The sequence below is a fragment of the Phytobacter sp. V91 genome (assembly GCF_965644225.1).
In the GTDB taxonomy this organism is placed as follows: Bacteria; Pseudomonadota; Gammaproteobacteria; order Enterobacterales; family Enterobacteriaceae; genus CBFFRJ01.
Genome location: NZ_CBFFRJ010000019.1, coordinates 30,368 through 52,663, shown reverse-complemented (window position 1 = coordinate 52,663; position 22,296 = coordinate 30,368). Strand labels below are relative to the sequence as shown.

Here is a 22,296-nt window from a genome sequence, read left to right as displayed (position 1 = left end):
ATACAGCTCAGCTAAGGTAAGGCTAATACAGATAAGGACTCCACTGAACCCCACCGATTAAATCGCACCTTCCCTAAATTAAGCGGTGAGAAAATTGCCGTGCAAGGGATAAAGGGAGCAAAACCAAAGAAGCCGTTGCGTTAACAACGACTTCTCAGGGCTTATTTCAACGAGGGAACGTATTTGTTTTCAATCCGCTCGCGACGGGTTACGTAAGCCGGCAGCGGTTCCACCTTACTCTGCGTGCTAAACCAGGCAAAGGGATCGGTACTCGCCACCAGGGCAAAGTTAGCCCAGGGCTCAAAAGAGCCGGAACGAATGATAACTTTGGCCCGATGGGCGATATCGTGACAGAGCGTTTCGTGGCTTGCTTCACTAAAGTCAGCGCCGGAACCGGTATAAATATCCTGCACCTGCTGATACAACGCCGGGTGGCACTCTTTTACCTCGCGGGCAAACTGTACATCCTCAACATAAAGTTCCTGGCGTAAAACCTTAAGGATATCGACAACATCCGGAATACCCGGCCAGAAGCCAAGATCGATCCGGTTGGCGTTCGCAGGAATGGGGAACCCCGCGTCAGTCACCAGCACGATATCAGTGTGGCCGAGGGTCGCCAGCGCGGCGGCAAGCTGCGGGTGCAGAATACGTGAAGATCGCATCATTATTCTCCTCTTAGCGCGACGGCGCGCCGGATAAAAACCGTTCGACGTCAGGCCGGTATTTGTAAGACGGTACGGTCTCCCAGTCGGTACAGCACAGTGCGGCGGTCGCATTGGCAAAATACGCCGCCTCTTCGATGGGCTGGCCTTCATCCAGCGCCACCGCAAGACCGGCGTTGAAGCTGTCGCCTGCGCCATTGCTGTCCACCACCTCGACCCGGCAGGGTGAGATGTGCAGAGTCAGGTTTTTGCTAAACACCGCTGACCCGGCATCACCGAGAGTCATGACCACCGTCTGACAGCCTGTTTCGAGCAATAAATCGGCTATTTCCCGGTTACTGCGGGCATCATCCGGCGCCAGCCCTAAAGCCACACGCGCTTCGGTTTCATTCGGGGTCAGGTAGTCGACCGCCCGGAGATCCAGACCGCGTAAATCCTGAGCCGGTGCGGGATTAAGGATGGTGATTTTGCCCAGCCGCTTCGCCAACTGTAACCCGTAAAGCGCGGTATCAAGCGGGATTTCCAGTTGCGCCAGCACCACATTGCTCTGCTGTAATGGCGTTACCAGCGCATCAATTTTTGCCCGGTCAAAGAGCTTGTTCGCGCCCATATCCACCACAATGACATTGCGCGCCTGCTTATCTTTGATAATCAATCCCGCCCCGGTCGGTAATTCGCGGGTCAGGGTCAATGCCGTGCTGTCGACCCCTTCGTCACGCATCAGCGCGACAAACTCATGACCAAAGGCGTCGTCACCCACTACGCCAGCATAGCTGACCTTTGCCCCCAGACGCGCGGCCTGCACCGCCATATCCGATCCTTTACCGCCCCAGGTCTGGCGAAAATCAGTACCGATTAAGGTTTCACCCGCCTTGGGTATTCGCTCGGTGGTCATAACAAGCGCTTTCGCATAACTGCCTAAAATAAAAAGACTCATTACGGACTCCTGTTATTGTCACCGTGGCGCAGGGCCACGGCGGGAGCGGGTTAGTAGGCGTTAATGTCGCCCACCAGCCCTTTAACAATTTCCGGCCCTGAGCTGGTTCCCACCAGCTCAGCTCCGGCCTCAAACATGGCTTTCATTTTTTCAAGGGTGTTGACCTTGCCAGAGACTTTGACCCGACAGGGCGCAGTAATATTGGCTTTCAGCAGGCGCACATCTTCAACCGTCGCCGCACAGCCGCCTTTGCCCCAGCCGCTGGACTGTTTCACCCAGTCAATACCCGCCTCATGGGCATAGCGGGTGGCCTTGATTTTCATCGCCTCTTCGGTAATGAACCCGAATTCAAGCATTGCTTTCACCTTCATGCCAAGGTCATGGGCCACCAGCGTGACCTGCTTCAATTCATTCAGATAAAGCGCGTCCATACCGCCTAATAAAAAGCCGGGGTTGGGCGGAAAGTCGAACTCATCGGCCCCCTCTTTTGCCAGCTCGCGCACCACCGCAACTTTCATCGCCGTAGTGTCATTGGCTTGGGGGAAATTCACCGTCGTTGCCACCCTCACACCGCTGCCTTTGAGTACCTCTTTTGCCAGCGACACCCAGCATGGGGCGATCATGGCGGCGTCAAATTGAAACTCCATACAGGTCTCAAGATGCAGAATGACACCTTCTTTAGTCAGGTCCGGGCTGACGTTGGTGAACTGAATAGCTCTGGCGACCTGCCGGGGATCGTTGAAATCAATCATGTACAGCTCCTGTCGTTCGATCGTTCGATGGATGCGTCGATTAACGCCGTGAATAGGTAATGACTGTACGAGCCCCGACACTTTTGCGTGATAGGCGAAATTCTCTGACGTATGGACGTTATTCCCAGGTGAATAAGAGTGTGAGGAAGCTCAAAAAACCGCCAGCGCATTAGCCTGAGTTATCCCCTTCAAAAGACATAAATGAGAGGATTAATAAGAGTGATTCCCAGCGTCTGATAGAGGGTTCAGGTCTGAAAATAATGACAGCGAAAAGCGGCAGGACTCAGTTTATTACCAACTGGTATCGGGAATCTGAAGAGTTTTCTACCCTCGTCAATTACCGCATCCTGCGCGCCGGACATATTCGCACCGCAAAAGAGTATGTGGTCCACCGCCAGTCCGTGGTCGGCCATGAGCTTATTTTCTGTCTGCGCGGCAGAGGTTTTATCCGTATCGACGGACTGCAACATGCGGTAACCTCAGGGCAACTGGCCTGGCTTCCGGTACGCTGGCCGCATGAACATTACCCTGATGCCAGCGATCCCTGGGAGATAGTCTGGATCCGCATTGACGGCGCCAAACTTAATAACATCATGCAGATACTGGATATTCGCCAGCAGCCGGTTTTTGATTTTCAGGCGCCGGATGAGATCCATGAAATTTATCGCCATATATTTGCCCTGATGGACGGTCATAACCTGATGAACGATGCCCGTTGCGATGTGCTTTGCGCGCAGCTCATCTATCAGTTACTGGAAAATCGCAGTCTGGAGGCAGCAGACACGCCGCTGATTTCCCATCGTGGGTTGGGGCAACTGGTTTATCAGATCCACAGCCACTACAGCGATGACTGGGATATCGAAAAATTTATGGCCTGCTGTCAGGTCAGCAAATCACAGCTGTTTCGCCTGTTTAATTCCACCTTCGGGCAAAGCCCGCTTAAATGGCTGAAAAATTATCGTCTCTTTCAGGCCCGGCGATTACTGGTGGAGACCAATGAAACCATCGGACGAATTGCGATGCAGGTGGGTTACAGCGATCCGCTGCATTTTTCCCGCGACTTTCATAAGTCCATTGGTATTTCCCCAAGCGAGTTTCGACGCCGGGAACAATTCGATAACGATCACAAATAAAAGCAGAGGAGAATCTGATCCATATGATGGGGAATTCTGCCTATCTCCCCTCGCCACCAGCTTGCCTATAGTGAACAACGAATTCTTTCGTTATTCATCCTGAGGGGCACTATGCATACGTTAGTCAGTCAACTCGTTGATGCCACGCAGCCTGTTTTACCCGAACGTTTGAATTACCGGATAGGTATTATTGGCGCCGGTTTTATTGTCGAAAACTGCCATCTGGTGGCCTATCAGAAAGCGGGATTTACGCCTTATGCCATCGCTTCGAAAGAGGTCAGCCAGAGCAAAAAACTGGCTGCGGCCTTTGCCATCCCTCACCACTATGAACACTGGCAGGAGATGGTCTGCGATCCCAATATCGAAATTGTCGATATTGCCGTCCCGCCCCATGTTCAGCTGGAGATTGTGCGCTTTATTTGCCAGAAGAATTCCCCGGCAAAACATATCAAAGGTATTTTGTGCCAGAAACCGCTGGCGATGTCGCTGGCGGAAGGTAGCGAAATTGTCCGTCTGAGCGCGCAGAGCCAGATCCCCATCGCCGTTAATTCGAATATGCGTTATGACCCGTCGATACGTGGGCTGAAATATATTCTTGAGAATCAACTGATCGGCACACCGGTTATTGCCAGTATCGATATGCGGGCGATCCCGGACTGGCAGGCATTCCTCCGGCAATATAACAAGCTCGAGCTGTATGCGATGGCAATCCACCATATTGATGCCTTTCGTTTTCTGTTTGGTAATCCGGAAAAGATCACCGCGATCTGCCGCAGCGATCCCCGCACCCCATTCCCGCATCTCGATGGCATAACTCAGTACAGCTTCCAGTATGACAATGGGCTGATTGCCACCAGTCTGGATGATGTCTGGGCCTGGCCTGGCGAGCCCTGCGGTAAAAATAACTACATCAACTGGCGCGTTGAAGGGACTGAAGGACTGGCCGAGGGGGATTTTGGCTGGCACCGTCGGCCGCCGGAGTATTGCGGCAGCACGCTCAGGCTGGCCACCCGGAGCAACCCCGCTGGCTGGGTAACCCCGGAGTGGCAGCGGCAATGGTTCCCGGATGCCTTTATCGGCACCATGGCGGGCTTACTCTGCGCCATCGAGCAGCAGCGTGAGCCGGAAATCAGCGCCAAAGACAATCTCGACACCCTGGCCTGTATTGAAGCCTGCTACGCCTCGATTCAGGAAGAGAGAACCGTCTGGCTCAGTGAAATTCACCTGGAGACTAAATATGATTAACGTCGGCATATTCACCGGTTATTACCCTGGCACGCTGAATGAAACGATCGCCAAAATTAAGCAGGCCGGGATGGGCTGTGTGCAGCTCGATCTTGAATTCTCCGATATCGATCTGAGCCGTGGGAAGATAACCAAAGAGAAAGCTCACCAGGTGCGCAATGCCTTTCGCAAAGCGAATCTCCCGGTGGTGGCCATTTCGGCATATACCAACCTGGTCCATCCGGATCCGCAAAAACGCGCAGAAAATATTGCGGCGGTTAAAGAGATCCTCGCCCATGCCAGCGACTTCGGCACCCCATACGTGATCAGTGAAACAGGCACCTATAACACCGAAAGCGACTGGCTGTACTCGCCGAAAAACAGCAGCGAAGAGGCCTGGCAGGAATTTACCGCCATCGCCCGCGAGCTGGCCGATTTTGCCTGGCGGCATAACGCGGTTTTCCTGGTGGAAAACTACGTGAACAATATTGTCGGCTCCGTGGAACAGGTTGCCCGCCTGATGCGTGAAGTCGATCACCCAGGCCTGGGGCTACTCCTCGATCCCACCAATTATTTCGACAGCAGCACCATTGAGAAAATCGACGAGACATTGATGAAGATGTTTGATGTGCTCGAAAACCGGGTGGTTATCGCCCATGCCAAGGACTGCAAAAAAACCGATGTCGTGATCGAGAAATTCGGCGACGGTGCGGCAGAACATAACAGTTTTCGCGGTGCGGGCGATGTTGAACTGCCTGCGGCCGGACTTGGCTCGCTCAACTACCCGCTCTATTTACAGCTACTGGCGCAAAAGCACCCCAATATTCCGCTGATCATCGAGCATGTCGATGAGGACGATATTCCCCGGGCCAAAATGTTTGTCGATGAGATATTAACGGCGACCGCAGGCTAACCACTCAGCCTGCTGCTGCCACTAAGCATCACCATTGTTTATCCGGATTATGAGCATAAAAGCGCAGCACCTCTTTATAGGGTTCCAGCCGCGAAGAGGGATGCTGCGCAATCTCGTCAAGCAGGATAGCCATCGCCTGTCCATGCTCTCCCAGGTTATACAGGCACAGGGCATAGAAAGGTCTGACTTCATTTGCCTGCGGCCAGTTAATCAGAATCTCTTCAAACAGCGCTTTCGCCGGCAAATACTCACCAAGGCAGCGCAACGTTGAGGCCAGGCCAAATTGCGCCTCGAACTTATCCTCTCCGGCAAGCCCGGCCTCTAAGGCTGCGCGGTAAGCCTGTTCCGCCTCCCGCTCTTTGCCTTCATTGTCGTATGACCAGGCAATGTTCAAAAACGCCTGCGCCCGAACGCCGGGCTCATCCAGCAGCAGACGCAGCGCCTGGCGGCTCTGTCGATGTTCTCCCCTCTTGCGCAGTTCAATTGCCGTTTGTAGCCTGTCGTCCATATTTGTGTCGCCTTTTTGCTGAGTGCCGTTACCATAAATATCACACCATCATCGCAAAAGCAGATTCATCGCCGTCGCCTGTTTAAAAGGACATCACCATGCTGCCTAAGTCCCTTACGCTCCTCGCTCTTCTCCCTTTGATGGCCTGGGCCAGTGAACCCTTGCCTTTGGCCATTCAGCAGGTCGAAAAACAGGGGATCAAAATCATTAAAGAGGTGAAGACTGACGGGGGATTAAGAACCTGGCTCGGTCAGTACCAGGATATGGGAGTAACCGTCTGGCTTACGCCGGATGGCAAACATGCCATCTCAGGCTACCTGTATGATGAAAAAGGAAAAAACCTCAGTGAAGAGCTGTTCAAAAGCGAGTTGTATATCCCTCAGGGGCGGGAACTGTGGAAAAAGCTAACGACGGCAAAAGGAATCAAAGAAGGGCGTCCGGACGCTAAACGCAAAGTGGTGGTCTTTGCCGATCCTTTCTGTCCTTACTGTAAACAGTTCTGGGCCGCCGCGCAGCCGTGGATAACCTCCGGCAAAGTGGAGATAAACACGCTGCTGGTTGCGGTCATTAACCCACAGAGTGGACGCTACGCCTCCGCAATACTGAGTGCTGAAGATCCCGCGAAAGCCTGGAGCGCTTATGAGCTGTCGAACGGAAAAACGCTGCCGCCGTTCCCGGATAAAACCCCGCAGGAGGTCTTCAATGCCGTGCAGTATCATCAGAAACTGATGGATGAAACCGGCGCGAATGCAACTCCGGCTATCTATTATATGAACGAGAACCAGGAGCTTCAGCAGGTCGTCGGCATGCCGGATAAACAGCAACTGGCTGCCATGTTCGGCCCGGAATAACCCGCTCTGATTCAGGCCCGGTGGCCACTCCGGCACCGGGAAAATAACAAATCTGATAACATTCACCCCCTCCAACGCCCTTACCCACCATATTTGGGGATAGACAATATTTTATATTCCAGAAACAGAGTAATAAAAAATATATTTAACTAAAAAAACCACGCTAAATTAATTTTATAAAGTCAGAAAAGCCTAAAATACTCCCTGGAGAAATCTGCACTTATATTTATCGCCCTCAGCGCTAAAGATTCCATTTTGTCTGCCGATGTTTACATAGCGTTTTCTGGACTCAGGTTCGGCGTAATGTTTTCCGTCATTTTGATATGCAAAACCCAATCTCTGATCCGGGACCGTATTCACTGAAGCGATTATAAAATGAGCTTTATGTTGCCAGATTGATAAAAGCCCCGAATTTTAAAATTTATTACAGCAATAGTGTCGACGGACAGCACATCCCCCACGCTGCTCTGTTCGATAATTTAAGGATAAAACGATGGCGAATAAGTTTAAGCGTAGCGCAACCTGTCTTCTTGTTTCTCTGACCCTTGTTCTCAGCGGCTGTGCCAATACAGGTAGCTCTCTGCTGTCGGGTACCAAACCCGATCCACGACTGACCAGTGGCGAACAATCCAAATTCTTCAGCAGCTCCGCAGCCCAGGGCTGTGGCGTTGGCGCTCTGGCGGGGGCAGGCCTTGGCGCGCTCGCAGGCGCACTGGCTGGCAACAGCAAAAAAGCCTTAGTGGGTGCCGCTGTCGGCGGCGTTGCCGGTTGTGCCGCAGGTCTGGCCACCAACTACTATCTGGATAAGCTGAAAAAAGATTACGCCACCACCGCCGATCGTCTGCAGGCGATGGATAAAGACATCAGCAAAGATACCGCTGACCTTCAGAAAGCCGCCGCGAACATGAAACAGGTTATCAGTGATAACCGTGCCGCGCTGACCAAACTGAGCCTGCAAAAAGATAATGCGGGCTTTGATAAAGCCAGCGCCAATAAAGAACTGGCGCAGATTGATGCCAACATCAAGTTTATGAAAGACCGAATTAAGACCATCAAAGAAAGCGATGCCGGTTATAAAGTGGCGCTTGAGGGGCAAAAAACAACCAATCAGGCGGATAAAGAGAAGCTGAAAACGCTGAAGACTCAATACAGCAAACTGAATGAACAGATTGGCGCTCTGGAATCTGAAGCCAATGGTTTGTACAGCCAGCGCCAGGCTATTTCACTGGGTTAATAATTTCGGGCCGATATTATTATCGGCCCCGTTCACGGCTATTACCTGCTGACCTGACATTTTATTCCGCCGACTCAATTTATGGGCCACTTAATGAGAAAATACGCACTACTCGCTTCGCTGTTACTCGCCGGCTGCGCCACCTCTCCTCAGGACTGCGACTTACACGCAGAAGATCCCAGTTTTATTACCAAACTGAGTTGCACAACCTCTGGCGGCTACCGCCAAAAAGTCGATGAGCAGGAGCGTAAAGTTCAACAAAGCCAGCGTGACAATAAAATCGCGCAACAGGATCTGGCGGACACCCGGACCAGGGCGCAGGCTACTGACGCAAAACTGGCAGATGAACAAAGCCGGTTAGCTGCGGCGAAATCCGATCTGGCACAGACGCTGAAAAAGCTCCAGTCGGGCAAAGTGAACAGTAAACAACGCCAGCAGGAAATTAAGCAGTTGCAGGCACTGCAACAGCAATCTTCTCAGGCCACCAGCGCCAGCGAAATCGCGGCTGTTGAGCAAAAAATTGCGCAAGCCAAAAAGAGAATCGCCGCACTTGAGCAAGCTAACGCGCTTTAAAAAGCGTGCCGTTTGTGTGGCAGCCCACGGGCTGCCGCTTTGCTGACAACCACACTGAAGCCAGGCTATGCAACGATTAACAAGAACGGCGCCAATTGATGATTCGACCCTCGCCACCTATGAGGCTACGGTCGCCATTATCCACCGCTATCTTCCCCCTTCCCTTGCGCTGCTTTATGCAACCGCGCGGCGCAGCGCTGAAGGCAATCTGGAGTGGTGGACAGAACGACAAGGGCTGGCGACCCCGCAGTCCGCGCTCAGCGATGCAGAGCAACTCAGGCTCCAGGATAAACGCCAGCAATATCAGAGCACGGTCGCAGGCTTAATTGAGCAGCTTAACGCACGCGGGGAAGAGAAACCGGCCCAGGCGTTGCAGACGCTGCTCACGCATTCACAGGCGCTGAACTGCTACAGCGTCGGCGGCGAACCGGTGTTAATCGACTGGGCAATCCCGGTACAACAAACGCCTGCACCCGTGCCCGTGGTGCCCTGGTGGCGACGCTACCTGCCCTGGCTGCTGCTGTTGCTGTTCCTGCTTCTGCTGGCCCTCGCCGCCTGGTGGTGGTTTGCCTGCCATAAGCGCCCTGCGCCAGTGCAGCCGGTGCCGCCGGTGAAAAACGAGGCACCCGCGGCAGCGGTGGAAGCGCCGGTGAAAAATACCGAGTTAACCCAGGATAACCCGAGCATCAATCTGGAAAAGAAAAAGGATTTCGGGCGCATCAAAGTCAATCTGACCTGGCAACAGGGGCAGCATAAAGAGCCGGTGGATCTGGATATTGCCGCCTTTGTCCGTTTAAAAGATGGCAAAAAAGGGGGCGTTGAGGCGCTCAGTAAGTCTCTCGGCGACTACGACAAACCGCCCTTTATGGTGTTGCAAAAAGATTTGCGCGGCGGCGGCGACCAGGACGGCGAGTGGCTGTTTATCAACGGCAGCCAGTGGCAGGACATTGATGAAGTGCTGATTTACAGCTTTATCTACGGCGGCACGGATAACTGGCAGGGCACCAACGCCACTATCACTATCTATGTGCCGGGCCAGCCGCCGATCACCTCCACGCTGATTAACGGCAGTGAGCGCAATAACGTTGCCGCCATCGCCCGGTTAAAGAATGTCGATGGCGACCTCAAAGTCGAGCGACTCAACAGCTTCTTCCGCAGCCGGCAGGCGCTGGATAAACACTATGGCTGGGGCTTCGAGTGGACGCCTGGTGCGAGCAAAAATTAGCCACATTCATCTGACTTGCGTTAATTAACAGCCCTACAAGGTTTAGACAATGCGAAATTCGATTCAGGGACCACTGTTACGTACCGGCAATAACTCTTCGTTTAAGGCGCTGGGTGAAACCGGCTATCCCGTGTTTAAGATGGCATTTCAGCTCCGTGAAGCCATCTACCGCCTGGATGCCGGGCGCGACCTGGCCCGCCATCTTGCCGTCCCGCAAAACGATCAGGGCGGCGACCGAACCGACTGGTACAGCAGTTTTCAGGGAGATGTCATCCCCTGGAGCGGCGCTTCCGATAGCGAACGTGCTTCTGCCCGCCAGCAGTTCAGTGAATTCCAGATGGCGGTACAGGCATTAAGCGAACAGATGCTCAATGCGGAAAACAGCGGCGCTGGCGGCGATCGCCAGGTCTTTGCCCAGCTCTTAAAATCGGTGGTCCACTTCCCCGATGATGAGTTCCTGTATCTGGTTAACGGGGTACTGGTCATCACCTTCTGGGGCTTTATTCACCCGACGGGCGAGCAGCGTAATCCTATGCACTGGCTACAACCGTCTTCTGTTGTGCAGCCGCCTCCGCTCGCCCCCGTCGCACCGCTACAGCCTGCCGCCAGCGCACCTGTCGCTCCTGAGATTGTACCCGTCGCCCGCCGCTGGAACTGGCGCTGGTTGCTGTGGCTGCTGTTAGCCCTGCTGCTGCTGGCTCTGTTGCTGGGATTACTGCGCGGCTGCGTGCCCTCAGTTTCACTGCCAGGGCTTCCCGGATTCGGCGGCGATAAAAATCTCAGCCAGCCCGTTGCTGACGCCGGGAATCATAAGATTGCAGAGGAAAATATCCCGCTAAATCCGGCCGTAACGCTTCCGGCGACCACCGCAGAGACAGGAGCGGCTACGAGCGTGCCACTGGCAACGCCCGCCGGAGAAACTCAGTTGCCGGATGGCGAACATGCCCATGGCGTGGGCGATGCGGCCACTGAGGCTGCTGTTCCAGCGGCAGAGGCCGCCGTCGGTGAGGAACCTGCCAACGCTGGCAACGGCGAAGTACCTGCAAGCGAACCGACGGCTGATGCATCTGCGCCAGCCGCCGGAGAGGGGCAAAACAACGAGGAGCCAGCAGCTGGGGTTGTCCCCCACACCGTTCCCCCGGTGATACCGGCTCAGGGCGCCCAGGGCAAACCGCTGACGCTTCCGCCTGCCTTAGCTGACGGCCCGGCGCAGTTTCTTAACGGCCAGTGGCGGGTAAACGGCGGTATCCAGGACAAGCAAACTGGCCGCCCGTTGCAGCTGCAATACAACTTTGACCAGGGCAACGGCACTGTCAGCGTGCGTCAGTCCAATGGCGTAACCTGCACCGGCGCGGCCAAAGGGAGCGTGCAGCAAGGGGCGCTTAACATTACCAATCCCGAACAGATGCAATGCAGCGATGGCTCAAACTTTATGGGCCCAACCATAGAGTGCAAATCGCCTGCTTCTGGTCACGCCGATTGTGTCGGCAACAATGATGGGGATAAAACCTTCCCCATTCGTATGCTTCAACCCAATACTTAAACAGGGACGAATTACATTATGTTGCCTGAGATTGTTTCTTTCGATCGCCAAATCACCCTGGTCGGTGACTCCGGAATTCAGTTTATGGATTTCGGCCTGAAGCTTAAGCGCCAGCCAGCCGGTGAATTTGTTAAGCTCGCCAACGGTGTGCTCACTCGTCTGATTTACAACGAGCAGCGCGATTACCATTTCTATCAACCCACCCCAGACGATATTGACAGGGCTAAAAAGCAGTACGAGATTCCTGTCGAGGAAAGCCTCAAATTACTCGACAGCGTCTGGCTGCCGTTGCCGCTGTTTCGTTTTAGCCTGCCGAATATTTACCAGGAAGGACCGCTGAACTGGGCGCGTTTTCGCATAGTGAAGCTCCCTGAACCGGATATGGACGGTCACAGCCACCGCATGACCCTGGCTATCGACACCCGCATTATGGCCAAACAGCAATCCGCTGCCGACCTGAGCCCGAATCACGAAGATGTGAATGCCGGTGCGACCTTCGCCGTAGCCACCGCCACCTATGCCCTCAGCTGGTATCTGACTCAGGACTGGGTCAAAGACTGGCTGACCGAGGTCTTTAAAGAGGCCAGCAAAGGCCGGGATATTGACGAGCGTGAAGATGAGATAAACCGGCAATACCCGCTGGCGCACTACCTCAATCTGCTGTCGCTGATGGCTGTTCCGCTGGAAGGTCTGCAAACCGAGACCGCGCCCATCCTCGAGATGCCGCAGTTTAAGGTGATCGCCAATCGGGAAGTTAACGCCATCAAACCGATCCCGGTGGATCTGATCCTCGACGTGGGTAACTCGCGAACCTGCGGCATTTTGATTGAAGATCACGGGCAGTCAGGATCCGGCCTGATGCATAACTATGTGCTGAAACTGCGCGATCTGAGCGCGCCGGAACATGTTTATACCGAGCCTTTTGAAAGTAAGGTCGAGTTCTCGCAGGCCTTTTTTGGTAAGGATCACTGCTCGGTACGCAGCGGCCGCCATGATGCCTTCCAGTGGCCAACCATCGCCCGTATTGGGGGGGAAGCCAGCCGTTTAGCCTCACGCCGCCGGGGAAGCGAGGGTTCGACGGGGTTATCCAGCCCGAAACGCTATCTGTGGGATGAGAAATTCTATGGCCAGGGCTGGCGCTTTAACGGCAGCTATGTGCAGGACACTAACCCTCTGGCCACCGCCGCGCCCTTTGCCAATTTAATCGATGAAAAAGGCGAGGCGCTGCATACCATTGAAGACGAGATGGATCGCATCCCGGTCTTTACGCCGCGTTATTCGCGCAGCTCCCTGATGACCTTTATGCTGTCGGAAGTGTTGACCCAGGCCATCAGCCAGATCAACAGCCCGGAGCAGCGTATCCGCGAAGGCCATGCCGGTCTGCCGCGCCAGCTTCGGCATATCATTCTGACCGTTCCGCCGGGTATGCCCATGGCTGAACGCTGCATCCTTGACGAGAGAATGCGCCAGGCAGTGGGTCTGGTGTGGAAATCGCTGCGCTGGCACACCGGCGAGAACGACCCTTATAGCGATGAACTCGAAGAGCACCGCAAAGGAAATATCAGGATCCCGCTGCCGAAAATCCGCGTCGAATGGGACGAGGCCTCCTGTGCGCAACTGGTGTATCTCTATACCGAGATCAATCAGAACTTCGCCGGTCACCCGGAGGTGTTTTTCAATAGCCTGGGACGACCGGATCGTAAAGAGCAGGAAACCATTACCATCGCCTCGATTGATATCGGCGGCGGCACCACGGATCTGGTTATTACCGACTATCGTCTGGACAGAAACGGAGTGCTGGGGGGCGGCGCTAACGTGCATATCATTCCCCACCAGCGTTTTCGCGACAGCTTCAAAATCGCCGGGGATGACATCCTGCTCGATGTGATCCAGTCTTACGTTCTTCCCGCGTTCGAGCTCTCACTGAAGGAAGCGGGCGTGCGGGCCATCGACACCCTGATGTCCCAGCTGTGCGGATCGCAAAATATCAGCGCCGCCGAAGCGGTATTGCGCCAACAGCTGAGCCTACAGCTTTTCGTCCCGCTGGCGCTGCACCTGCTGAGCCGTTATGAGCACTTTGATCCGCAGAATGAACAGACCCATCTGCTGATCAATCAACGGGTCAGCGAGCTGCTGCCTGCGGGGAGCATCAGTGACGAGGTTGAAAACTTCGTGCGCCGGGAAGTCCAGAAGGCGGGCGGCCCGAGTGATTTCAAACTGGCTGACATCAACCTCAATGTGCCTTTGGCAAAAATGCACCATGACCTGTGCGCCGGTAAGTTCAACATTGATAAAGTCCTCACCGCCCTGTGCGAGGTTTTATCCTGCTACCACTGCGATCTGCTGCTGCTGACCGGCCGTCCGTCACAATTGCCGGGTATTCAGGCCATTGTGCGCCGCAATCTGCCGTTGCCTCCGGGGCGTATTCTGGCGCTGCATGGCTACCAGACCGGGACCTGGTATCCGTTCCATAAAAACGGCCATATTGACGATCCGAAGAGCACCGCCTCCGTTGGCGCCATGTTGTCGCAGCTGTGCGCTAACCACAGTATTCCCAACTTCCACTTCCGGATCTCGGCGCTGAAGCCCTATTCGACCATTCGTCATATCGGCATCATTGATATGGATAACCTGATCCACGATGACGATGTGGTTTATCGCCATATCGAGTCCGAAAACGGGCAGATCAAGCTGCCGCAGGTGATGGGCGAGGACGGCGAGCCGACGACGCACAGCATTGTGATGCGCGGCGATCTGCGCATCGGCTATCGCCAGCTGGATGCTGAGCGCTGGTCGGCAGCCCCGTTATATACCCTGCGTTTTAGCGAATCAGGGCGGAAAAAATTCTCGGCGGCGTCCTCTAACGACAGCGGTTCCCCGTACCTCAAAGTCCGCCTGACGATTGATAAAGGCAAAGCTGCCCGCAAGCTGGGGCTGATCAGCGATCGCCTGACCATTGCCGATGTGAGCAGCAATACCGATAAATCTTTCAGCAAAAGTGATGTAGAGCTGGAGCTCAATACCATGCCCGATACGGGACTCATTGACAGTCGACACTGGCTCGATAGCGGGAGTGTGAAAAAATAATGAACAACGATCAAAAGACGTTGCAACAAGGCTGGGCGGCTATCGCCCAGGGTTGCCAGGATGCGCTGGGTTGGGTAGACAGCGTGCGACCGAATTCTCGCCGCCTGGATAACGAAGCCGACAAACTCAATCTCAGCCTGCTGCGCACCCGCAATCTGGCAAACAGCCTGACCCAGGTTTCCACCACGCCGATGACCGTGGGTTTCTTCGGCATTTCGCAGGCCGGTAAGTCCTATCTTATCTCGGCGCTAGCGGCAGGCAGCAATGGTGAGCTGGAAGCGCGCTATGGCAATGAGCGGATAGACTTTATTAAACAGGTTAACCCGGTCGGCGGGGGCAAAGAGGCCACCGGCCTGGTGACCCGTTTCACCCGACATGCGCCCGAAGCGCCGGTGGGTTACCCCATCCCCCTGCGTCTGTTCAGTGAGATTGATCTGGCGAAGATCCTTGCCAACACCTGGTTTAATGACTTTAACCACGAGCACCTGAGCTACAAGATTGACGAGGAGCGTATTGAAGAGCGCCTGCGTCCTTTCCTGCAGCGGGCGGGCGGGCCTGCCGCCAGTAATGGCGTCAGCCCTGAAGACGTGGTGGCGCTGTGGGACTACCTCAACGCCTCATTCAAAAAATCAGTGGAGAAGCTGGAGCACGCCTGGTGGCCGCAGGTGCTTAAAATCGCCCCGGCGCTCAACCCCCACGAACGTGCGGACCTCTTCTCACTACTGTGGGGCGAGCAACCTGAGCTCACCGAGACCTATCGTTCGCTGGCGAATGTGCTGGTGAAACTGAACCACGCCAGCATGGTGTTTGCGCCTTTAGAAACCCTTATCGATCACAGCCGCGGCAGCATTATGAATGTCGACAGCCTGAATCGCCTTGGATCGAGCAATGACAGCACGGTCGATATTCGTTTCTGGAAAGAAAACCAGCAAACCGGCAGCGCGACATTAACTCAGGCGGAACTGGCGGCGTTAACCTCTGAGCTGATTTTCCCGCTGGCGGAAGTGCCGCCCAATAGCGTTATGGAGCAGGTCGACTTACTCGACTTCCCGGGCTACCGCGGACGCCTCAAACTTCTCGCCCTGAAAGATGCGGCCCAGGAAGGTCAGAACCCGGTATCGCAACTGCTGCTGCGCGGCAAGGTTGCCTACCTGTTCGAGCGCTATACCGACAACCAGGAGATGAATGCGCTGGTCGTCTGCGCCAGCTCCTTTAAGCAAAGCGACGTGTCCGATGTTGGCCCGGTACTTACCCGCTGGGTGGAGAAGACCCAGGGCAAAAAACCGGAAGAGCGCGGGAACAGCAAAGCGGGCCTGTTCTGGGCCATCACCATGTGTGATATGCGTATTACTGACAATCTGAAAAAAACCGAGAGTCAGTTAAAAGAGGCCTGGGAAGGCATGCTGCATATGACACTGCTGGAACGTTTTGCCCAGTACGACTGGCTGAAAGAGTGGTCGCATGGCGAGGCGTTTAAAAACTGTTTCCTGGTGCGTAAACCCGGGATGGATACGCCCTTCCTGACGCTGGAAAATGGCGCCGACCAGGAGAGCTTTAAAGAAGTGGCTCTCGCTGAACGCCATCGTGATGTGCTCGACACCATGGGTCGGGTCTTTATCAGCGCCAACAACGTGCGTAATCACGTTGCCGATCCCAAAGAAGCCTGGCAGGAGATGCTCCGGCTCAACGACGGGGGGATCTCCCGTCTTACCACGGCATTACGCGGCGTCGCCCATCTCGATTTCAAATTGCAGCGTCTGCGTGAACAGTTAGCCCAATGTCGCCACGAAACCGGCGATCTGCGCCTTGGCCGTTGGTTCGAGAAGGATGGTGACGGTCAGTTAGTGAAGAAGCAGGCGATTGCCAAGGATCTCTGGCAGGGCTTGTCTACCTGTGCGCCGGTCATCGGGGAGTTGCTCGATCGTCTGGATCTGCCCGCGCATGAACTGCGCAACATCTACCTCAGTATCCGCGACCAGGGCCAGGAGCCTCAGGCGACCGGTGAGCAGCGTGCGCCAGCCCCATTTGCGGCCAATCCGTTTGGCGATAACCCCTTTGCCAGCAACCCTTTCGCCGATAATCCTTTCGCCAGTACCCCGGCAGCTGAGCCTGCGGCGGCTGAACCAACCCCTGCCCCGGTACGTGTCGGTCGGGATGATGCTTTCGCCCATCAGGCGTTCAAAGCCTGGGTGGCGCATCTGCGTGAGCTACCGCAGCAAACCGCAAGCTGGCAGCAGCTCGGTATGAGCAGCGAAATGCTCAATCTGCTTTGCGATGAGCTGATCACCGCCGCCACCCGTCTGGACCTGGAGGGCACATTGAAACACGCGCTGGCAGGCCAGGAGCAGGCAGGCACGCTGCTCAATCAGATGATTGCCCGCCAGGTTCTGCGCGCTCAGCTGACCATCCGCGATTTTATTGCCTGGTTTGGCTACCTCTCATTACCCGAAGAGCAGGTGCCGAATAGCTATGTTGGCGAGAAAAAGAAAGTCTTTACTCGCAAGGGTCCCCTTGCCCAGGACGAGTTGCCGCAACTGCCGTCGCTTGCACCGCAGCCCGGCGTCGCCTGGATGGGTGACTGGCTATCGGCACTGATGACCATCATCCTGGACAACGCGGGGCACAGCGCCACCCGCGATATCTCCATTGAACATAACCGGCAACTTGGCCAGATAATCGGCCAGATGAAACAAGAGAATATGTGATGCTAGCTAAAATTTTTCCCTGCCAACCCTCTGAGCCGGGTAACGCGCAATTGATGATTCGCCTGCGTGGCGAACCGGGCGAACTGTCAAACCTGACCTTTAGCCTGTTCAACAATGAGCAAAACTATCTGCAACCGGACACCAGCTGGAGCCCGGCGCCGCACTGGTTTACCATCGACGGCGGCTACCCGTTCAACGGCGGGAGTGGTTTTCGTATCGGCCCGACCCTGCTCGATCCGCTGCTTGAGCGCGCAAGCCAGGTGCAAATTCAGGTAAAACTGGCATCGGGTGAAATCCGCAGCACCACGCTCCAGATGGTGCGTGACGAACTGCTGTCCTCCGATGCGCGCGGCCAAACCGGCAACTACAGCGGCAGCAGCACCTTAAATACGCCGCCATCGGCGCCTGCCCCAACGCCTGCGCCAGCGCCTGCGCCGACAGAAGCGCCGAAGCAGGTTGAAACACCCGCGCCGGAAAGGACGCCGACTGCCCCTGCGCCTAAACGCAACACCGCGCTTATTCCGCTGATTATCGCCGGATTACTGGTGCTGCTTATTGCCGCCGGGGCGCTGTGGTGGTTCCTCGGACGGGACACCGCCGCGCAGCCAGCCAGCGCAGACAAACAACCGGAAGCGCCGGTCGTTGCAGAAGCGCCAGCGCCAACGCCTGCGCCTGCTCCGGCCGCAGAAGCCAAACCCAACGCCAGCGAGTGTTCCCCTGCGAACCTGGCAAGCCAGAGTGAACTGGATTTTGTGCAGAACTGCGTGGAGCAAAAACTCGACAGCAGCAAATTACTGACCATTATCGAAGCGGCTAAAGAAGCGCAGAAATGCGGTGTCGCCCAGCGTCTGTACGCCAACCGCGCTCAGGGCGGCGATGTGAAGATAGCCCTGGCTTACGCTGGCGAATACGACCCGAAAGATCATAAACCAAGCGCGTGCTTCAAAACCCCGGATGCGGATACCGCCGCCTACTGGTATGAAACCGTGCTGCAAACCGAGCCGGAAAACCAGCAAGCGAAACAGCGTCTTGAGGAGCTGAAAAAATGATGAAGACGCATTTTCTTCGCCTCGCTCTGCCGCTGTGCGGCCTGCTGCTCGCAGGCCACGCCGTTGCCGCTGAGGGTGACAAACCCCTGTTGCAGGAGGGCAAAAAGACCCTCTTTCAACGGGTTCTGACCACGCCAGGGTGCAAACTTGGCACGGCTGCTGGCGATGATAAAGGTGAATTACAACCGGCATTCAGCAGCCTGTATGTGTATCAGAAGGCCGAAGTTAATGGGCAAAGCTGGGTTCAGGTTGGCCCTGACAGCTATGGCAAAACCATTGGCTGGCTGCCGCAGTCGTGCACCGTTGACTGGAAAATGCAGCTCACGCTGGCCTTTACCAACCCGGCGAACCGCGACCGGCTGGTGTTTTTCAAAGAGAGAAAAAGTCTTGATGACATTCTCTCCGCGCCCGATCCGGTCTCAGTGGTGGCCCCTTTGCGCGCCCATCTGAAACGCGACGGCAGTGCCGATGGCGTGCTGGCTCAGGAGCCGGAATACTTTGTCGATCTGCAAAAGCAGTTTTACCTGCTGCCGATCCTCAGCGGCGAAGAGGTGATGACCGAGAGCGGGTTCTACACCCGTTTACTGAATGTGGCCTCGGTGAGCAAAGCACAGCCTGAAGAGAAAAAGGGCGATGATATCAACCAGTTGAAAGGCTTTAATGCCTCGGTGGTTTTCGTTATCGACTCCACCATCTCAATGGGCCCGTACATCGAGCGCACCAAAGAAGCGGTCAACAAAGTCTACGCCAGGATTAAGCAGGAACACCTGCAGGATCAGGTTAAGTTTGGTCTGGTGTCCTTCCGCTCCAACACCAAAGCCGTGCCGGGTCTGGAATTCACCTCGAAGATCTTTGCTGACCCTAATCAGGTGAAAGATGGCGACGATTTCCTGAAAAAAGTCGCCGGACTGAAAGAGGCCAAAGTCTCCAGCTCTTTATACGATGAAGATGCTTATGCCGGGGTGCTTTCGACGATCGACAACATTGACTGGAGCCCGTTTGGCGCCCGTTATATCGTCTTAATCACCGATGCAGGCGCCATTGAGGGCAGCAATAAACTCTCCGCCACGGGCATGGACGCCAAACAGCTGCGCCTCGAAGCGGGCAACAGAGGTATTGCGATTTATACCCTGCACCTGAAAACCGCTTCCGGCAAAGACGATCATGCCAAAGCAGAGGGCCAGTACCGGGATCTGTCTAACTTTGACAGCACCCAGTCCAACCTTTACCAGTCCGTCGATGCCGGGGATCTGAAGACCTTTGGTCAGCAGGTTGATGCCCTGGCGAGCGCCATCACCGAACAGGTTAAGGCGGCGTATATGGGCGATGCGGCAATTGGCAGCGCGCTGTACGCCAAAGATGACGGTAAAAAACCGACGTCGGAGGAGAAGCTGCTGGAAGATACCGCCCTGATTGGCCATGCCATGCAGCTGGCTTATCTGGGTAAAAAGAACGACACCCAGGCCCCGCTGGTGTTTAAGGCCTGGATCAGCGACCGCGATCTGATTAAGCAAAATATCCCGACCACCGACGTGCGCGTGCTGCTGACCAAAGGACAGCTAAGCGACTTAAGCGATGTGGTGAGTCAGATCCTGCAAGCCGCCAACGAAGGGATGATCTCGCCGGATAAAATGTTTGAGCGCCTGCGTACCGTCGCCGCCACCATGGGGGCCGATCCGAATCAGCTTAAACAGAAAGAGAATGCCAAAATCAACGAGCTGGGCGTGTTAGGCGAATACCTTGCGGACCTGCCTTATCGCAGCGATGTGCTGAATCTTGATGAAGAGACCTGGAAAAGCTGGGATGGCCTGTCGCAGGAGAAATTTATCCGCACCCTGTCAGCCAAGCTGCGCCATTACCAGAAGTACAATGCCGATGTCGATCGTTGGGTTGAGCTGGCCAAAGGCAGCGATCCCCGGGATCGGGTATACCCGGTACCGCTGGAAATGATGCCCTGATGCTGCACATCGACGCATTATCCGTTGTACGAGGCCAGGGCGCTCAGGCGCATCATGTTTACCTGCCGCAGCTGAGTCTGCGGCCAGGCCAGGTGGTGGCGGTCACCGGCGAGAGCGGCTGCGGCAAAAGTACGCTTCTGGAAGCCATCGGCCTGCTGCTGGCCCCGGCAAGCGTCGGGCGCTTCGAATTGCATGATGAAAAGCTGCTGGATGTCGCCGCGCTGCTGAAGAACAGACAGCAGGCGGCACTGGCCGACGTTCGCGCCCGCCATCTGGGTTTTGTGCTGCAAAATGGCGGTCTGCTTCCCTTCCTGAGCGTGCAGGACAATATCCGCCTGCCGTGCCAGCTACTGGGCAAAACGCCGGATAAAGCCATGCTGAATCGGGTCGTTGAGACCCTGAAACTGGGCCCATTGTTGAGCAAGCTACCGGCACAATTGTCGTTTGGCGAAAGGCAGAGAACCGCGTTTGCCCGCGCTATTCTGCACCGCCCGGGCCTGGTGCTGGCGGACGAACCGACCGCGGCGCTGGATCCTTACAACGCGCAACAGTTGTTCAGCCTGTTTATTGATCTGGTGGCGCAGGAGGGCATGATGGCCCTGGTGGTCTGTCACGACTGGCCGCTGGTGCAACGCTTCAACCTGCCGTGCTTAGTTGCCCGCCCCGATGCCGGAACATCAAACCAGCCTGACGCGCCCGCCCTGAGGGGAACTCACTTTGTCTTTTAACCGCACCCTGCTACTGGGCCGCCTGGCGCTGCAAGATCTGTGGCACGACAGGATCATCTCTTTTTGCATTGTCTCCTCTCTGGTTGCAGTGATCGCCCCGCTGTTACTGCTGTTCGGTTTACGTTTTGGCATCGTCAGCCAGTTGCAAAACGATCTCGCCAGCGATCCCCGTAACCTGGAAATCCGCATGCTAAGCAGCGGCAGCTATGATGACGGCTGGATAGAACAACTGCGTCAGCGCCCGGACGTGGGCTTTGTCATCGGACAAACCCGGTCGCTCAATACCCTTGCCGACCTCCAGGTGGACAGCAGCCATTTTATCGAAAGCGCCGAAGTGATCCCGACCGGCGCTGGCGATCCGCTGTTAGGTAAGCTGGCTCTCCAGGCGCCAAATGAGGTTGTCTTAACTCAGGAAGCCGCACGCAAACTGGCGGTGAACGTCGGGGATACTCTTACCCTTCGCGTCAGCCGCCAGCTGGAAGAGCGCCGGGAATGGGGGCGTAAAAGCCTGACCGTTGTCGGCATTTTACCGCCAACCATATTCAATCGCGCGGCGGTGTTTACCCAACCCGCCCTGCTGCTGATGCTTGAGCATTTCAGAGATGGTTATGCCATCCCGGACTTTGGAGTTAGCAGCGGTCAGCCGTTAAGCAACAAACCGCCGCTCTATGCCCGCGCCAGGGTGTATGCCAGAAGCATCGACCAGGTTGCCGGTCTTGAGCGTGACCTGCGCGCGCAGCGAATCGAAACCACCAGCCGACTGGCGGATATTGAGAATGTGAAAAGCATTAACCGGGTGCTGGGGGTGATTTTTAATACCATTGCCGCCACCGCGCTTATCGGCTGTGTGGCCTCTCTTGTCGGCTCGTTTATCGCCAACGTCGATCGCAAACGTAAGCATATTGCCGTCCTGCGCCTGCTCGGTTTCACCGGCCCCTCGGTGGGCGTGTATGTGATCCTGCAGGGCTGCCTGCTTAGCCTGCTGGCTTACGTCGGTGGCTATGGCATCTATCTTATCGCCAGCCAGGTGTTTAACCACGCGCTGGCCGGAAGCCAGGCAACCGATCAGATGCTGTGCAAAATAACCCCTGAACATAGCCTGCTGGCCATGGCGCTTACCCTGGTCGTCGCCCTGCTGGTTGCCAGCATTGGCGCGTATCGGGCCATTAGGATAGAACCTGCGCAGAGCCTGCGCGAGGTGTGACGTTGCCACC

The 22,296-nt window shown here is 55.6% G+C and carries 18 protein-coding genes; 14 read left to right on the top strand and 4 right to left on the bottom strand.

Features of this window, described 5'->3' with window-relative positions; all coding sequences use genetic code 11:
* Window positions 1-161 precede the first annotated feature (161 nt).
* The 3 genes from rbsD to deoC are packed head-to-tail and all read right to left on the bottom strand — an operon-like array spanning window position 162 to window position 2,351.
* Window positions 162-662: a D-ribose pyranase gene (rbsD, locus tag ACSZO4_RS06135; protein ID WP_437887984.1), complete on the bottom strand. Its 501-nt coding sequence runs from the start codon at window positions 660-662 to the stop codon at window positions 162-164.
* Between the two features lie 13 nt (window positions 663-675).
* Window positions 676-1,599 (bottom strand): ribokinase, encoded by a 924-nt coding sequence (locus tag ACSZO4_RS06130; protein ID WP_437887980.1) that lies wholly within the window; start codon window positions 1,597-1,599, stop codon window positions 676-678.
* Between the two features lie 50 nt (window positions 1,600-1,649).
* Window positions 1,650-2,351 carry a deoxyribose-phosphate aldolase gene (gene deoC / locus ACSZO4_RS06125; protein ID WP_437887979.1) on the bottom strand — a complete coding sequence of 234 codons (702 nt, stop codon included), beginning with the start codon at window positions 2,349-2,351 and terminating at the stop codon, window positions 1,650-1,652.
* Window positions 2,352-2,611: 260 nt separating this feature from the next.
* Between deoC and ACSZO4_RS06120 the strand changes: the two genes are divergently transcribed.
* From ACSZO4_RS06120 to ACSZO4_RS06110, 3 genes are all read left to right on the top strand, one after another.
* Window positions 2,612-3,484 (top strand): AraC family transcriptional regulator, encoded by an 873-nt coding sequence (locus ACSZO4_RS06120; RefSeq protein WP_437887978.1) that lies wholly within the window; start codon window positions 2,612-2,614, stop codon window positions 3,482-3,484.
* A gap of 111 nt (window positions 3,485-3,595) precedes the next feature.
* A complete protein-coding gene (locus tag ACSZO4_RS06115) occupies window positions 3,596-4,729 on the top strand; it encodes a Gfo/Idh/MocA family protein (RefSeq protein WP_437887977.1) in 1,134 nt (377 codons plus the stop codon).
* Complete coding sequence (locus ACSZO4_RS06110) at window positions 4,722-5,621, top strand: sugar phosphate isomerase/epimerase family protein (protein ID WP_437887976.1); 900 nt, start codon at window positions 4,722-4,724, stop codon at window positions 5,619-5,621. The genes ACSZO4_RS06115 and ACSZO4_RS06110 overlap by 8 nt, the downstream gene beginning before the upstream one ends.
* 28 nt (window positions 5,622-5,649) lie before the next feature.
* On the opposite strand, the gene ACSZO4_RS06105 is transcribed toward ACSZO4_RS06110, so the two are convergent.
* A complete protein-coding gene (locus tag ACSZO4_RS06105; protein WP_437887975.1) occupies window positions 5,650-6,129 on the bottom strand; it encodes a tetratricopeptide repeat protein in 480 nt (159 codons plus the stop codon).
* A 98-nt stretch (window positions 6,130-6,227) separates the two neighbouring features.
* Between ACSZO4_RS06105 and dsbG the strand changes: the two genes are divergently transcribed.
* The 11 genes from dsbG (at window position 6,228) to ACSZO4_RS06050 (ending at window position 22,286) form a co-directional block, all read left to right on the top strand.
* Window positions 6,228-6,980: a thiol:disulfide interchange protein DsbG gene (gene dsbG / locus ACSZO4_RS06100; protein ID WP_437887974.1), complete on the top strand. Its 753-nt coding sequence runs from the start codon at window positions 6,228-6,230 to the stop codon at window positions 6,978-6,980.
* Between the two features lie 493 nt (window positions 6,981-7,473).
* A complete protein-coding gene (locus ACSZO4_RS06095; protein ID WP_437887973.1) occupies window positions 7,474-8,214 on the top strand; it encodes a hypothetical protein in 741 nt (246 codons plus the stop codon).
* A 93-nt stretch (window positions 8,215-8,307) separates the two neighbouring features.
* Window positions 8,308-8,787 carry a hypothetical protein gene (locus ACSZO4_RS06090; RefSeq protein ID WP_437887972.1) on the top strand — a complete coding sequence of 160 codons (480 nt, stop codon included), beginning with the start codon at window positions 8,308-8,310 and terminating at the stop codon, window positions 8,785-8,787.
* A gap of 67 nt (window positions 8,788-8,854) precedes the next feature.
* Window positions 8,855-10,012, top strand: a complete 1,158-nt coding sequence (locus ACSZO4_RS06085) for a tellurite resistance domain protein (RefSeq protein ID WP_437887971.1) — start codon at window positions 8,855-8,857, stop codon at window positions 10,010-10,012.
* A gap of 49 nt (window positions 10,013-10,061) precedes the next feature.
* Entirely contained in the window at window positions 10,062-11,555 is a 1,494-nt protein-coding gene (locus tag ACSZO4_RS06080; RefSeq protein WP_437887970.1) for an SrfA family protein, read from the top strand.
* 18 nt (window positions 11,556-11,573) lie between these two features.
* On the top strand, window positions 11,574-14,642 hold the full coding sequence (locus tag ACSZO4_RS06075) for a virulence factor SrfB (protein ID WP_437887969.1): 3,069 nt from the start codon (window positions 11,574-11,576) through the stop codon (window positions 14,640-14,642).
* Window positions 14,642-17,347 (top strand): putative virulence factor, encoded by a 2,706-nt coding sequence (locus tag ACSZO4_RS06070; RefSeq protein WP_437887968.1) that lies wholly within the window; start codon window positions 14,642-14,644, stop codon window positions 17,345-17,347. The genes ACSZO4_RS06075 and ACSZO4_RS06070 overlap by 1 nt, the downstream gene beginning before the upstream one ends.
* Complete coding sequence (locus ACSZO4_RS06065; RefSeq protein WP_437887967.1) at window positions 17,347-18,396, top strand: hypothetical protein; 1,050 nt, start codon at window positions 17,347-17,349, stop codon at window positions 18,394-18,396. Before ACSZO4_RS06070 ends, ACSZO4_RS06065 begins: the two co-directional genes overlap by 1 nt.
* Window positions 18,393-20,354 carry a vWA domain-containing protein gene (locus tag ACSZO4_RS06060; RefSeq protein WP_437887966.1) on the top strand — a complete coding sequence of 654 codons (1,962 nt, stop codon included), beginning with the start codon at window positions 18,393-18,395 and terminating at the stop codon, window positions 20,352-20,354. Before ACSZO4_RS06065 ends, ACSZO4_RS06060 begins: the two co-directional genes overlap by 4 nt.
* Window positions 20,354-21,082 (top strand): ABC transporter ATP-binding protein, encoded by a 729-nt coding sequence (locus ACSZO4_RS06055; RefSeq protein ID WP_437887965.1) that lies wholly within the window; start codon window positions 20,354-20,356, stop codon window positions 21,080-21,082. The genes ACSZO4_RS06060 and ACSZO4_RS06055 overlap by 1 nt, the downstream gene beginning before the upstream one ends.
* Window positions 21,072-22,286, top strand: coding sequence for an ABC transporter permease (locus ACSZO4_RS06050; RefSeq protein ID WP_437887964.1), 1,215 nt, complete (start codon window positions 21,072-21,074; stop codon window positions 22,284-22,286). The genes ACSZO4_RS06055 and ACSZO4_RS06050 overlap by 11 nt, the downstream gene beginning before the upstream one ends.
* Window positions 22,287-22,296: the final 10 nt, after the last annotated feature.